Raw genomic sequence first — 13,549 nt, forward strand, 5'->3', positions numbered from 1 at the left:
GAGGGCGCGCCTCGCCACAGCGGTGGTAGGCATTGGGCGGACCCGACGGTGCGCGCTCGCGCCTTGTGCCACGCTGCCAGCAGAACAGCGGCGCCAGGAGGCGCGAGGCCAGGCCGAGCGTCCCACCGACCGCCTGCGCCGCTGCGCCGTGACCCAGCGCCATGCGCTCGCCCGCGAAGCGCGCCGGGGTGATGCGGCCAAGCAGCAGATCCGCATCCGTCACCGTGGGCCGCTCTCCGCTGCGCCCGTAGCAGGTGGGGCCGGGATCGGTGCCGGCGCTTTCCGGGCCGACCAACAACCGGCCCGCGCCGTCCACGCGCGCGATGGACCCACCGCCCGCGCCGATCTCCACCAGTTCCACGACCGGGATGCGCAGGCGAAGGCCGCTGCCCTTCTTGAAGCGGTAGACGCGGTCAGCCTCGAAGCTGCTCTCCTGCGTCGGGCGGCCGTTCTCGATCAGGCAGATCTTCGCCGTGGTGCCACCCGTGTCGAAGGCTACGGGGCGATCGCGCCCGAGTCACTGCCACTTGCCGGCTATACGGAGGCCGCGTTGTTCGATGAACCGCACCGCCAAATGCCGGATTCAAATATCTACTCGGACCTGTGGCATGCCACGCGGTGTTGCCCGCCCAGGTCGCTCAGCATCGGGTCGTCGATAGCGCAGCGGTCTATTGCGATGGGGCAGCGCGTGCGAAAGCGACAACCGGTGGCGGGCCCGGAACTCACCTCCCCGCGCATGGCCACAGCTGCGCGGGGGCGTGTCGGATCCGCGACCGGCACGGCCGAAAGCAGCGCTCGCGTGTAGGGGTGTCGTGGGTCGCGCCACAAGGTGGCATGATCGGCGCTCTCGACGATGCGGCCTAGATACATCACCAGCACGCGATCGGCGAAATAGCGGACGACGGACAGGTCGTGCGAGATGAAGAGATACGACAGGCCGAGGTCCCGCTTCAGCGCAACCAGCAGGTTCAGGATCTGCGCCTGAATCGACAGATCCAGCGCCGAGACCGGCTCGTCGCAGATCACGAGCTGCGGCTTCAGCACCAGCGCGCGGGCGATGCCGATGCGCTGCCGCTGTCCGCCGGAGAATTCGTGCGGGTAGCGCGCCGCCGCATCGGGCGGCAGGCCGACCCGGGCGAGGATGTCGAGCACCTGCTCACGCCGCTCGCGCCGGCTGCCCATGCCATGCACATTCAGCGGCGTCTCCAGGAGGGTGCCGACGGTCTGGCGAGGATTCAGCGAGCCGTAAGGATCCTGGAACACCATCTGCATGTTCCGCCGCAGCGGCGCGAGCGCCCGCTGGCCCAACGTCGCGATCTCCTGTCCGGCGATGCGGATGCTGCCCTCGGCGGGGTCCACCAGCCGCAGGATCGTCTTGCCCAACGTTGATTTGCCGCAGCCACTTTCGCCAACCAGGCCGACTGTCTCACCGGCCGCGACGGCGAGTGAGACGCCGTCCACCGCCGTGACCGTGCGGCCGCGTGAGAGATAGCGGGTGTGGAGGTTGTCAACCGACAGCAGCGACATGTTCGGTACCGGCGGTGACGATGCAGGCCACGCGATGGTCGGGCGCCAGCGCCACCAGTGGCGGCGGGGTAAGGCGGCAGGCATCGACGCGGTCGGGGCACCTGGGCGCGAAGGGGCAGCCGCGCTCGCTCGCGGCGGAAGCGACGGAGCCTGGGATCTCGTTCAGGCGGCGCGTCGTGTAATGCGCCTCCCCGTCATGCCCGACCGAAGCGTCGAGCAGGCCGCGCGCATAGGGATGCCGCGGCGACGCGAAGAACGGCCGCACCGGCGCCTGTTCCACGACACGCCCGGCATACATGACCGTGACCCGGTCGGCCCATTGCGCAACCACGCCGAGATCGTGAGTGATCAACAGCACCGCCATGCCGAGCTGCCGGCGCAGGCTGTCGAGCAGGTCCAGCACCTGCGCCTGGATGGTGACGTCCAGCGCCGTCGTGGGCTCGTCGGCGATCAGCAGCTTGGGGTTGCACGCGACCGCCATCGCGATCATCACGCGCTGCCGCATGCCGCCCGAAAAGTGGTGAGGGAAATCGTCGTAGCGACGCGGGGCATCCGTCACGCCAACCAATTCCAGCAGCTCGACCGAACGCCGGCGGGCGGACGCCTTGCCGATGCCTTCGTGCCGCCGCATGACCTCGGCGATCTGCATGCCGATGGGCAGCACTGGGTTCAGCGACGTCATCGGCTCCTGCAGGATCAGCGACAGGGTGCGGCCGCGGATGTCGCGCAGCGTACGCGGCACGGCGGTCACCAAGTTGATCCCGTCGAACATCACCTCGCCGCGCAGGATACGCGCACCTGGCGGCAGCAGCCGCATCAGCGCGAAGGCCGTGATGGACTTGCCGCAGCCGCTTTCGCCCACCAGGGCCATGGTCTCGCCGGGAAAGACGTCGAAGCCGACCCCGTGCACCACCGTAGCGGCGGGAAATCCGATGGTCAGGTCCTCAACCCGCAGCAGGGGATGCGTCATGCCAGGCCCGAGCGCGGATTGAGGATGTCGTTCAGCCCGTCGCCGACGAGGTTCAGCGATAGCACCGTCAGCGCGATCGCCGCGCCGGGCAGGGCCGTGAGAAACCATTCCGTACGCAACAGGCTGCGCCCGTCGCCGATCATGCTGCCCCAAGAGACCAGGTTCGGGTCGCCCATAGCGAGGAAGGACAGGCCGGCTTCGGTCAGGATCGCGTTCGCCACCATGACCGAGGTGGTCACGATGATCGGCGGCAACGCGTTGGGCAGGATCTCCATGGCGATGATGCGCGGCGACGAGTAGCCGAGCGAACGTGCCGCCATGACGAAATCTGCCTCGCGCAGGGAACGGAACTGCGCCCGCACCAGCCGCGCGACCGTTGGCCAGGCCGCGACGCCGATCGCCAGCGCGATGGTCGAGGCCGCCGGCTGCACGATGGCGACGATGACGATAACCAGGAGGAAGGTCGGGACGGTCTGGAACACCTCCGTCAGGCGCGACAGCGCATTGTCGACGACGCCGCCGAAATACCCCGCGCAGGCACCGACCACCGTGCCGATGGCCAACCCGATCGCCGCGGCCGACAGCCCCACCAGCAGCGAGACCCGCGCACCATGCGCCAGCCCGGCGGCCACGTCGCGCCCCAGGCTGTCGGTGCCGAGCGGATGCTCCCAATCCTCGCCCGGCCACATCGCCGGCACCGCGACCATGTCCTGGGGGTCGCCGGGATAGAGCCAGGGCGCGAGCAACGCGACGGCGACCACCATCAGCAGGATCATCAGCCCGACCAGGAAAGCGGGGTTGGTGACACACGCCCGCAGCAGCCTGCCGCTGCGGCCGCGCGCCAGCGGTCGCGCGATGGGTGGGGCGGCGGCGGCGTCGGCCGGGCGATCGAGGGCGCCTTCCAGCGGCACGTCAATGCACCTCAATGCGCGGATCGAGCCAGGCATGTAGTAGGTCGATCGCCACATTTGCCAGGATGACGAGCAGCGAGGAGAACAGCAGCACCCCGAGCAGCACGTTGAAGTCGCGCCCGGTCACTGCCTCCAGCGCCAGCCGCCCCATGCCGGGCCAGCCATAGACCGTCTCCACCACGACGGCGCCGCCGAGCAGATTGCCCAGATGCAGCCCAGCCATCGTGGTCACGGGGATAAGCGCGTTGCGCAACGCGTGACGCAGTTGCATCGTCACGGGGTGCAGCCCCTTCGCCGCCGCAGTGCGCATGAAATCCTGCCGCTGCACCTCCAGCATCGAGGCGCGTGTCAGCCGCGCATAAACGGCGATGAAAAAGGAAGCCAGTGCGAGCGATGGCAGCACGAGGTACTGCGCCCGGTCCGCCAGCAGGGCGAAACCCGTCAGGTCGGTGCCCAGGGTCATGTTGCCATTGGCCGGCAACCAGCCGAGCTTCACCGAGAACAGCACGATGGCCATCAGCCCGATCCAGAAGCCCGGTGTGGAATAGAAGATCAGCACGACGACCTGAAGCAGCCGGTCCGGCCAACGATTGGCAAAGATCGCCATGACCCAGCCGGCCAGGATGCCGACAACCAACGCCATGGTCATCGCCGCGAGCATGAGCAGCAGCGTATTGGGCAGTCGCGCCAGGATCAGGTCTGACACCGGCATGTTGAACCTTGCGGAATAGCCGAGACGCAAATGGGCGAGGTTGTCGAGATAAGCGAGCAACTGCGTCAGCAGCGGCTGGTCGAGGCCGAAGCGGGCACGCAGCGCGGCCATGGTTTCGGCGGTGGCGGAGCCGGCTTCGGCGGCGATCACGTCAGCGGCGTCGCCGGGCACCATCTTCAGCAGGAAGAAGCAGAGGATGACGATGCCGATCATCGTTGGCAGCGCCTGCCAGGCGGTGCGGCGCAGTGTCCGGCCGGCGCGGCCGAGCACCGTCATGCGGCACCCGTCAGACGGCGATCGAGGTAGTCGAGCCGGTCCTGCCCCCAGAACAATTCGCCATCCAGGCAATAGGACGGCACGCCGAAGACCCCTGCGGCCTGCGCACGGTCGAGGTTCGCCTGCCACTGCCGCTCGGTCTCCGGCTCCGCCTCGGCGGCCAACAGTGCGGCGGCGTCGAAGCCGGCCTCGCGGGCGATGGCGGCGCGGGTGGCCGGATCGCTGATGTCGCGCCCCTGCGCCCAGTATCCGCGCTGGAGCGCGAAGCCGAGCGCGGTCGCATCCAGCCCGAGACGCTGCGCGGCCACCAGCATGGGCGATGCCTTGCCGGCGTCCTGCAGCGGCGGACGCCCTTCGAGCAGCAGTGGCATCCCGAGATGCATGGCGCAGCGCGCAAGGTCATGGAACCAGTAGGCGCGCCGCGCCTCCGGCCGCGTGCGGACAGAAATGCCGCCATTTTCTGCGATCAGCGCGATGGGGACGGGATCGATGCGCGCGCCGTGCTGCGTCGCCATTGCCCTGAAGCGCGGCGCCCCGAGATAGGCCCAGGGCGAGGAGACACTGAAATAGTACTCGACGATCACGGGCATGGCGCGCCTCCTTGCGTCGCCTGGTGAGTGAACGCGTTCATTTTTCTCGGGTCAATCGCGGAAGCGGCCCAAACCACCTTGCGATTGCCGAATATGCCCATGATTCGCCCAATTTCGCCCCAGCCGCGGCAATTGCCGCCCGCAAATCATGCGCCGCGCGGCTCGCTCCTCCAACTTGGACAAAAACTGAACCTGTTCATTCACGCGACCTTGGTGGCAGACTGGAGCCAACCGGATGGAGTGCCTGCGCGTGAATGCTGCGCCCAAGCTGCGCCTCGCCGCCGATGTCGGCGGCACCTTCACCGACATCGTCCTGGACAACTGCACCAGCCGCTGGACCTGCAAGGTGCTGACGACGCCGTCTCGACCCGAGGAGGGCGTGCTGGACGGTATCCATGAAATCTTACGGATCAGCGACCGCCGACTGGCCGATGTCGCCGACTTCGTCCACGGCACGACGCTGGCGACCAATGCGGTGATCGAACGCCGCGGCGCGCGTATCGCCCTGTTGGCGACGCAGGGCTTCCGCGACGTGCTCGATATCGCCACTGAGAGCCGCTACGACCAATACGAACTGGCGCTGATACGGCCGAAGCCGCTGGCGGCACGCGAACTGCGCTTTACCGTGCCGGAACGCATGGACGCCAGCGGCAGCGTACGCCTGGCGCTGGATGAAGCCGCCGTGGCCGCCCTGGTTCCCGCCTTGCGGGCGGAGAGGGTCGAAGCGATCGCGATCGCCTTCCTCCACAGCTACGCCAACCCCGCTCACGAACGCCGTGCCGCCGCGATCCTGCGCGAAATGATGCCGGAAGCGAGCCTCTCGCTATCCTGCGAGGTGTGCCCGGAGATCCGCGAATACGAACGGACCTCCACCACGACGGTCAACGCCTACGTCCAGCCGCTGATGGACAGCTACCTGTCGCGCATGGAGGCGCGCCTCGCCGAGGAGGGATTCCGCGGCACGATCGGGCTGATGACCTCGGGCGGCGGGCTGACCTCGATCGACACGGCGCGGCGCTTTCCGGTGCGCCTCGTGGAATCCGGCCCGGCCGGGGGCGCGATCTTCGCCACGCAGATCGCGGCCATGCTCGGCGAGACCGAGGTCATCGCCTTCGACATGGGCGGCACCACGGCGAAGATCACGCTGATCGAGGATTTCGCCGCGGAATCGGCGCGGCTGTTCGAGGTTGATCGGGCGGCGCGCTTTCTCAAGGGCAGCGGCCTGCCGGTGCGTATCCCTGTCATCGAAATGGTGGAGATCGGCGCTGGCGGCGGCTCCATCGCGCATCTCGATGCCCTGAAGCGCGTCGCCGTGGGACCGGAGAGCGCGTCCTCGGTGCCGGGCCCGGCATGCTACGGGCGCGGCGGCGCCAGGCCGACCGTAACGGATGCGGATCTGGTGCTCGGCCTGCTCGACCCGGCGGCCTTCGCGGGCGGCACCATCCGTCTGCAGCCGGACCTGTCGTGCCAGGCCTTGGCGGCGGATATCGGCAACGCCCTGGGCATGCAGCCCGAGATGGCCGCCTACGCGGTCTATGAGATGGTCTGCGAGAACATGGCCAGCGCCGCCCGCGTGCATGCGGTCGAACGCGGCGTGACGGCCAGCCAGCAGACGGTGATCGCCTTCGGTGGCGCGGCGCCGCTGCATGTCGGCCGGGTCGCTGAGAAAATCGGCGCCGCGCGCGTCGTGGTGCCGCCCAATGCGGGCGTCGGCTCCGCCATCGGCTTCCTGGCGGCGCCGATCTCCTTCGAGCTGGTGCGCAGCGAGTACATGCGCATCGACGCGTTCGACGCGGCGACGGCGACCAGGCTGCTCGACGCCATGGCGCGCGAGATCCGCGAATGGGTGGAGCCGGCCGCGCATGGCGCGCGGTTGTACGAGAAGCGCATGGTGTTCATGCGCTATGTGGGCCAGGGCCACGAGATCACGGTCGAACTCCCTGACGGGCCGTTGGCGGCGGATGCCGGCGTGGCGCTGCGCGCGGCGTATGAGGCGACCTATGCCGACATGTTCCGCCGCTTCATTCCGAATTCGCCGATCGAGATCCTGGCCTGGTCCGTCACCATCGCCACCAGGACCGCGCTGCCCGCGGCGATCGCCCAATCGCCGCCGGACGGGCCGGCGCCGCCGCCCGATGGCCATGCCGATTTCTTCGACGGCCGCGCCGGCGCCATGGTCGCGGTGCCGCGCTATCGCAGAACGCAGCTCGCCAACGGCGCGCGGATCGCCGGGCCGGCCGTCATCGTCGAGGACGAGACCTCGACCTTCGTCACGGCAAGCTACGATGCCTGGGTGGACGCCACCGGATGCATCGTGATGCAGCGCAGGTCACGGGGAGCCGCAGCATGACCACCGACCAGACTGCCCTCATCGACCTGCAGATCATGTGGAACCGGCTGATCGCCGTGGTCGAGGAACAGGCACAGGTCCTGCAACGCACGGCGTTCAGCCCGATCGTGCGCGAGGCCGGCGACCTTTCCGCCGGCGTCTTCGACATGCAGGGTCGCATGCTGGCGCAGGCCGTCACCGGCACACCCGGCCACATCAATTCCATGGCCCTGACGGTCGGCCACGTGCTGCGCCATTTCCCGGCCGAGACGATGAAGGAGGGCGATGCCTACATCACCAACGACCCCTGGATGGGCACCGGCCATACCAGCGACTTCGTCGTCACCACGCCTTGCTTCCACAAGGGCCGGATGATCGGGCTGTTCTCCTGCACCAGCCATCTGATCGACATCGGCGGCATGAACGCCTCGACTGAATCGACCGATGTCTTCATGGAGGGGCTCTACATCCCCATGCTGAAGATCGTCGACCAGGGCGCCGTGAACGAGACGCTGATGGCGATGATCCGTGCCAATTCGCGTACCCCAATCGACACGGAGGGCGATACCTACTCGCTGATCGCCTGCAACGATGTCGGCTGCCGTCGCCTCGTCGAGATGATGGATGAATTCTCCCTGTCCGACCTGGACGGTCTTGCCGAGCACATCATCGGGCATTCCCGCGCCGCCGTCCTGGCGGAGATCGGCAAGCTTCCGCGCGGCACCTGGCACAACACGCTCGTGACCGACGGCTACGGCGCGCCGATCACCCTGAAGGCCTCGCTCACCATCTCCGACACCGGCATTCACGTGGACTTCGCCGGTACCGACCCGATCGTGCCGCGCGGCATCAATGTCCCGTTGTGCTACACGCTGGCCTACACCGCCTATGGCCTGGGCTGCATCGTGGCCAAGGAAATCCCGAACAACTACGGCTCGCTGGAACCGCTGACGATCGAGGCGCCGGAGAACTGTATCGTCAACGCGATGAAGCCGGCTGCCGTCTGGTCGCGCCACATCATCGGCCAGTTGATGCCCGACCTGGTGTTCGGCTGCCTGCGCCAGGCGGTGCCGGACCGGGTGCCGGCGGAGGGATCGGCCACCCTGTGGAACGTGACCGTCAGCGGCAGCCGCCACAGCCCGCCGCGCTTCGGGGCCAATTTCCGCACCACCATGACCGGCAGTGGCGGCATGGGCGCCTTGCCTTATCGCGACGGGCTTTCCGTCACCGGCTATCCGTCCGGCGTGCGGGGAACGCCGGTGGAGATCGTCGAAACCATTGCCTCGGTCATCTTCTGGCGGAAGGAGTATGCCGAGGACAGTTCGGGGGCCGGCCTGCATCGCGGCGGCCTCGGCCAGGCGATCGAGATCGAGAGCAGCATCGGCGAGGACTTCAACTTCCACGCCGCGCATGAACGCATCATCTATCCGGCGCGCGGCTTCGATGGGGGCCTGGACGGCATGCCGGGACTGCTGGCGCTGCGCTCCGGCCCACGGCTCAAGGGCAAGGGCATACAGCCCGTGCCGGCCGGGGACCGGCTGCTGATCCGCACGCCCGGCGGCGGCGGCTTCGGCGATCCCGGCCAGCGCGATCCCGCGGCGGTGCGGGCCGACCTGCGGGCCGGGCTGATCAGCCCGCAGACCGCCCGCGACGCCTATGGCGTGGAGGCGGCGCCGGCCGACGGCTTGATGCCGGCCGACCGGTGACGCTTCACCGGCACCGCCGTCTCGGCCGACGCGGTTACGCCGTCCAGCGCGAGGCACAGCATGCGGTGGCAGGCCGCGAGGCCAGCCGTCAGGTCGTCGGCCCCGGCCCGCACCCAGGCGCGCACCGCGCCCTGGAAGACGATGTAGGCAAGTTCGGCAACATCGGCCGGCGCGGCCGTCGCTCGCAATGCGCCGCGGGCCGAGGCCAGGCCGGCCCGGCGCGCCAATTCGGCCTTCATCAGGCGCACGCCTGCCGCGTGCTCGCGCGCATGCTTGCCGACATTGAAGAACAGGAACTCGCTGAGGATAATGTGCGCCATCGCTGGGCTGGCATGGTGCAGCCGGTAGTACTCCGCGAAGATGGCCGTGAACTGCTCGGCCAGCGGCGGCGTCGTCGGGAAGGCGGCGCCGACGGCCCTGGCGCGGTCGAAATCCTCCATCGAAGCCAGGAAGGCAATGTCGCGCTTGTTGTCGGCGTAGAGGAACAGCGTGCCGATCGCGACACGGGCGCGCCGAGCGATCTCCTGCATGGTCGCGGCGTCGAACCCCTTCTCGGTGAAGGTGATGCGCGCCGCCTCCCGGATCGCCGCCAGCTTGAGACGCTTCTTCTGTTCCAGCGAGGCCGGGCGCCCAGGCTTCTTCGCCGCGCCGGATGCAGACGAAGCCTGTGTCGCGCGAGGCATCCGGCGCGTCCTCCCGCTTTCCAATCCTGCCCTAGATCGCATCCGACCTCGGCCGCGGTCAATCGTCCTGCTCACCGTTCTATCCCTCGGTCCCCCCTCGACGGGGCAAAGGAGCCACGCCCATGAGCGATCATCCCCTCCGCCTGTCCCGCCGGGCCATGATGGGCGCGCTGGCCGGCCTGCCGGTGCTGCAACCGGGGCCCGGCCATGCCGCCGAGCCGAGGCGCGGCGGCACACTGAACGTGCTGCTGAACTGGGAGCCGCCGGCGCTGCTGTCCTTCACCAGCACCTCCAGCCTGCCGCTGTCGGCCAAGGTCACTGAAGGCTTGCTGCAGTACGACAATGACATGGTGCCGCATGCCCAGCTCGCCACCGAATGGGCCGTCACGCCGGATGGGCTGACCTACACCTTCAAGCTGCGGGAAGGCGTCAAGTGGCATGACGGTCGCGATTTCACGAGCGCCGACGTGGCCTATTCCATCATGGCGCTGAAGACCGTGCATCCGCGCGGACGCAGTACCTTCTCCCAGGTGACGGAAGCCGCCACGCCGGACGCGCATACCGTCGTGCTGAAACTGGCCAAGCCCACGCCGTATCTGCTTCGTGCATTGCAGGCCGCCGAATCGCCGATCGTGCCGAAGCACCTCTATGATGGCACCGACCCCTTCACCAATCCGCACAACAGCGCGCCGGTCGGCACCGGCCCCTTCAGGTTCAAGGAATGGGTGCGCGGCAGCCACGTCATCTACGAGCGGAACGAGGCGTATTGGGATCAGCCGCGCCCCTATCTCGACCGCATCATCGCCAAATACTATCCGGACATGGCGTCGCGCTCTGTCGCCTTCGAAACGAAGAGCTGCGACATCGGCTACCGCACGCCCGTCGTGCTGAACGATGTCGCGCGGCTGCAGCGGCTCGACTTCCTCGGCTTCGAGCGCAAGGGCTACGCCTATTCGCCGCCGAACATCCTGTGCGTCGACTTCAACCTGTCGAACGAGGCCCTGGCCAAGTTCCCGGTGCGCCAGGCGCTCGCCCATGCGGTGGACCGCACCGTCATCGCGCGGACCGTCTTCTATGGCCTGGCGACACCCTGCGCCTCCCCAGTGGTGCCTGGCCTGACGGCGTTTCACGACCCGACCCCGAGCCCCTACGGCTTCGACCTGCGACGGGCTGAGGCGCTGCTCGACGAAGCCGGCTATCCGCGCGGCGCCGACCGTACCCGGCTGCGCCTGCGGCTCGACTACCCGGGGGAGGAGAACAGGCGCCTAGCGGACTACCTGCGCGCCGCCTTCAGCCGCATCGGCGTCGCACTCGAGACGCGCAGCAACGATTTCGGCGCACATGTGAAGCGAGTCTATACCGATCGCGACTTTGACATGCAGATCGCCTCGATGAGCAACCTCTTCGATCCATGCGTCGGCGTCCAGCGCTGCTACTGGTCGAAGAATATCGTCCGCGGCGTGCCGTTCTCCAACCCCAGCGGCTACAGCAACCCGCAAGCCGACGCCCTCATGGAGGCGTCGATGACCGAGCTGGACGAGGCGAAGCGCATCGACCAATGGAAGCAGGTCCAGCAGATGGTCATGCGCGACATCCCGACGCTCAACCTCGTCTCCCCCACCTGGATGACGATCCATCAGACCCGCGCCGAAGGTCATTCGGTCAGCGCGGACGGCTTCGAGGGCACCTTCGCCCATGCCTATCTGGACGCCTGAGCCGCCGCATGCGCAGGAAGATGCATCTGGCTTTCAACCTGTCGACGACGCACAACAACGGGCGCTGGAACCTTCCTGGCGCCTGGGATGACCGGACCTTCCCCGATGTGACGCTCTACGAGGATGCCGCGCGCCTGGCGGAGCGCGCCTGCCTCGACATGCTGTTCTCCGGCGACGGCACGGGCGTGCCCGATACCTGGGGCGGGTCGCGCGACGGCGCCGTCAAATGGGGCGTCTTCTTCCCTCGCGTGGACATGCTGCCGGTCATGGCGGCGGCTTCCCGCGTGACGAAGCATGTCGGATTCGGCCTGACATACTCGACCACCTTCATGCACCCCTATTACCTCGCGCGGCTGATGAGCTCGCTCGATCACATGACCAATGGCCGCATCGCCATGAATCTCGTGACATCGACCCGCCGTACGGATGCGGCCAATTTCGGCTTCGACCAACTGATGGAACATGGCGCGCGATACGAAAGGATGGAGGAATTCGTCAGCGTCTGCCGTCAGCTCTGGGACGCGACGGAAGCCGATGCGATGGTCTGGGATCGAGACAGCGGCGTGGTTGGCGACCCGGCCAAGGTGCACGACGTTCATCACGCCGGCCGCTTCTTCAAGGTCGAGGGCCCGCTGAACACGCCCCCCGCGCCGCAGGGCAGGCCGGTGATCGTGCAGGCCGGGGGCTCGCCGCGCGGCGTGCAGGCCTCGGCGCGCATCGCCGACCATGTCTTCGGCGGCGACATGCCACTCGAGGTGCAGGTGAAGCAGCGCGCGGCACTGGATGCCGCGCTGCGCGCCGAGGGGCGCGATCCGGACAGCGTCGGCGTGCTCTGGCAGACGCCGATCGCTGTGCGCGAGACGGACCGGGAGGCGCGAGCTTACCGCGAGATGCTGCGCGGCTCCATGTCGCCGGAAGCTGTCGCTGTCTACCTCTCCTATATCGATGGCTACGATTTCTCCACGCTACCGGCACATTTCACCCTGGGCGCGTTACGGGAGCAGATCATCGCCACGCAAGCTTCGCCGAACGGCCTTGTCACCAAGCTGGCCTACAAGTTTGGTGCCGACACAACGATCAGCCGCGAGGACTTCTTGGAACAGGCGCTGCTGACGGTGACGCAGTATGAGAACACCGTCGCCGGCACGCCGAAGCACGTCGCGGATGTCCTGGAGGAGCGCTTCGAGGCGACCGGATGCCGCGGTGGCTTCATGATAGGCCAAGCCATCGCGGTCATCGCGGATCTGCAATCGATCGGTGATCTCCTGGTTCCTGAACTGCAGCGGCGCGGTCTGTTTCGAACTGAATATAGCGGCCGAACACTGCGCGAGACCCTGGCGGAGTCCTGACCTGGGACATGATCGATTCCTTCTCGGTCCGGTTCAAGACCAGAAGCAGCAGTGGGAGACGTCCAGAGACTTCTCGTCACGGTGACCGCGGGCTGATTCACTGACGCGGATCGGCGCGAGGGGTGGCGATGGTTCGGCAGCCTGGGTTCTTCGATGTGGAGGAGCGGCTGCGCAAATTGTCGGCCAAGGGCGATGACCTCGAGCGGATCGCCGCGCTGGTGGATTTCGCGATGTTCTGCGTGGAGCTGGAGCAGGCGGTGCCGCATTCGGACGGCGCGAAGGGCGGCCGGCCTGCCTTCGATCACGTGCTGATGTTCAAGATCGCGCTGCTGCAGGCGATGCACGGGCTGTCGGACGAGCGCCGCGAATACCTCAGCAAGGACCGGCTGTCGTTCATGCGCTTCCTCGGCCTCGGATTTGCCGACTCGGTGCCGGACGCCAACACGATGTGGGCGTTCCCGAGGCGCTGAAGCGTGCCGGCGCAGTGGATCGGCTGTTCGCGCAGTTCGATGCCAGGCTGCGCGCTGCCGGCTATCTGGCGCTGGTCGTGCGTACCATCGGCATCGTCAGGGCGCGGGTGAAGATCGGCCTCGCCAACCTCGCCTACAACATGAAGCGGTTGGTCTGGCTCAGCGACAAGGCCGCGCCGGCGTAGCGCCATGCAAGCAGGCCAGCCGCCACCGCCGCAGTAGCGGCCCCGTCCGCGCGATGCACATCACGGAGCGGTCTCCCACTGCCGCCGCGCCAGCCTCAACGATCCCCCGTCGGCTGAAGCGCGGGG

At 67.9% G+C, this 13,549-nt stretch carries 10 protein-coding genes and 2 pseudogenes; 5 read left to right on the top strand and 7 right to left on the bottom strand.

The window, feature by feature from the left end:
* Positions 1-139: 139 nt before the first annotated feature.
* The 6 genes and pseudogenes from AAFN86_RS25860 to AAFN86_RS25885 all read right to left on the bottom strand — a co-directional run.
* Positions 140-499, bottom strand: a pseudogene (locus tag AAFN86_RS25860) (hydantoinase/oxoprolinase family protein); the annotation flags it as partial.
* 92 nt (positions 500-591) lie between these two features.
* Entirely contained in the window at positions 592-1,527 is a 936-nt protein-coding gene (locus AAFN86_RS25865) for an oligopeptide/dipeptide ABC transporter ATP-binding protein (protein ID WP_347546507.1), read from the bottom strand.
* Complete coding sequence (locus AAFN86_RS25870; protein ID WP_347546508.1) at positions 1,508-2,497, bottom strand: ABC transporter ATP-binding protein; 990 nt, start codon at positions 2,495-2,497, stop codon at positions 1,508-1,510. Before AAFN86_RS25870 ends, AAFN86_RS25865 begins: the two co-directional genes overlap by 20 nt.
* Positions 2,494-3,408 carry an ABC transporter permease gene (locus AAFN86_RS25875; RefSeq protein ID WP_347546509.1) on the bottom strand — a complete coding sequence of 305 codons (915 nt, stop codon included), beginning with the start codon at positions 3,406-3,408 and terminating at the stop codon, positions 2,494-2,496. Before AAFN86_RS25875 ends, AAFN86_RS25870 begins: the two co-directional genes overlap by 4 nt.
* 1 nt (position 3,409) lies before the next feature.
* Entirely contained in the window at positions 3,410-4,396 is a 987-nt protein-coding gene (locus AAFN86_RS25880; protein ID WP_347546510.1) for an ABC transporter permease, read from the bottom strand.
* Positions 4,393-4,986 carry a 2-hydroxychromene-2-carboxylate isomerase gene (locus tag AAFN86_RS25885; RefSeq protein ID WP_347546511.1) on the bottom strand — a complete coding sequence of 198 codons (594 nt, stop codon included), beginning with the start codon at positions 4,984-4,986 and terminating at the stop codon, positions 4,393-4,395. Before AAFN86_RS25885 ends, AAFN86_RS25880 begins: the two co-directional genes overlap by 4 nt.
* Positions 4,987-5,236: 250 nt before the next feature.
* Between AAFN86_RS25885 and AAFN86_RS25890 the strand changes: the two genes are divergently transcribed.
* Positions 5,237-7,336, top strand: coding sequence for a hydantoinase/oxoprolinase family protein (locus AAFN86_RS25890; RefSeq protein ID WP_347546512.1), 2,100 nt, complete (start codon positions 5,237-5,239; stop codon positions 7,334-7,336).
* Positions 7,333-9,021 (top strand): hydantoinase B/oxoprolinase family protein, encoded by a 1,689-nt coding sequence (locus tag AAFN86_RS25895; protein WP_347546513.1) that lies wholly within the window; start codon positions 7,333-7,335, stop codon positions 9,019-9,021. The genes AAFN86_RS25890 and AAFN86_RS25895 overlap by 4 nt, the downstream gene beginning before the upstream one ends.
* On the opposite strand, the gene AAFN86_RS25900 is transcribed toward AAFN86_RS25895, so the two are convergent.
* Entirely contained in the window at positions 8,970-9,704 is a 735-nt protein-coding gene (locus AAFN86_RS25900; protein WP_347546514.1) for a helix-turn-helix domain-containing protein, read from the bottom strand. The two genes, AAFN86_RS25895 and AAFN86_RS25900, sit on opposite strands and share 52 nt — an antisense overlap.
* A 122-nt stretch (positions 9,705-9,826) precedes the next feature.
* On the opposite strand from AAFN86_RS25900, the gene AAFN86_RS25905 reads away from it, so the two are divergent.
* The 3 genes and pseudogenes from AAFN86_RS25905 to AAFN86_RS25915 form a co-directional block, all read left to right on the top strand.
* Entirely contained in the window at positions 9,827-11,419 is a 1,593-nt protein-coding gene (locus AAFN86_RS25905; RefSeq protein WP_347546515.1) for an ABC transporter substrate-binding protein, read from the top strand.
* 8 nt (positions 11,420-11,427) lie between these two features.
* A complete protein-coding gene (locus AAFN86_RS25910; protein WP_347546516.1) occupies positions 11,428-12,768 on the top strand; it encodes an NtaA/DmoA family FMN-dependent monooxygenase in 1,341 nt (446 codons plus the stop codon).
* A gap of 128 nt (positions 12,769-12,896) precedes the next feature.
* Positions 12,897-13,312: pseudogene (locus tag AAFN86_RS25915) on the top strand (transposase); the annotation flags it as partial.
* Between the last annotated feature and the right edge of the window lie 237 nt (positions 13,313-13,549).

The sequence above is a fragment of the Roseomonas sp. CAU 1739 genome (genome assembly GCF_039839775.1).
Classification (GTDB): domain Bacteria; phylum Pseudomonadota; class Alphaproteobacteria; order Acetobacterales; family Acetobacteraceae; genus Neoroseomonas.

Bases quoted from the DNA above. Each gene is read 5' to 3' on its own strand.
- AAFN86_RS25880 (WP_347546510.1), bottom strand. From the start codon at position 4,396: ATGACGGTGCTCGGCCGCGCCGGCCGGACACTGCGCCGCACCGCCTGG.
- AAFN86_RS25910 (WP_347546516.1), top strand. From the start codon at position 11,428: ATGCGCAGGAAGATGCATCTGGCTTTCAACCTGTCGACGACGCACAAC.
- AAFN86_RS25895 (WP_347546513.1), top strand. From the start codon at position 7,333: ATGACCACCGACCAGACTGCCCTCATCGACCTGCAGATCATGTGGAAC.
- AAFN86_RS25865 (WP_347546507.1), bottom strand. From the start codon at position 1,527: ATGTCGCTGCTGTCGGTTGACAACCTCCACACCCGCTATCTCTCACGC.
- AAFN86_RS25900 (WP_347546514.1), bottom strand. From the start codon at position 9,704: ATGCCTCGCGCGACACAGGCTTCGTCTGCATCCGGCGCGGCGAAGAAG.
- AAFN86_RS25885 (WP_347546511.1), bottom strand. From the start codon at position 4,986: ATGCCCGTGATCGTCGAGTACTATTTCAGTGTCTCCTCGCCCTGGGCC.
- AAFN86_RS25905 (WP_347546515.1), top strand. From the start codon at position 9,827: ATGAGCGATCATCCCCTCCGCCTGTCCCGCCGGGCCATGATGGGCGCG.
- AAFN86_RS25870 (WP_347546508.1), bottom strand. From the start codon at position 2,497: ATGACGCATCCCCTGCTGCGGGTTGAGGACCTGACCATCGGATTTCCC.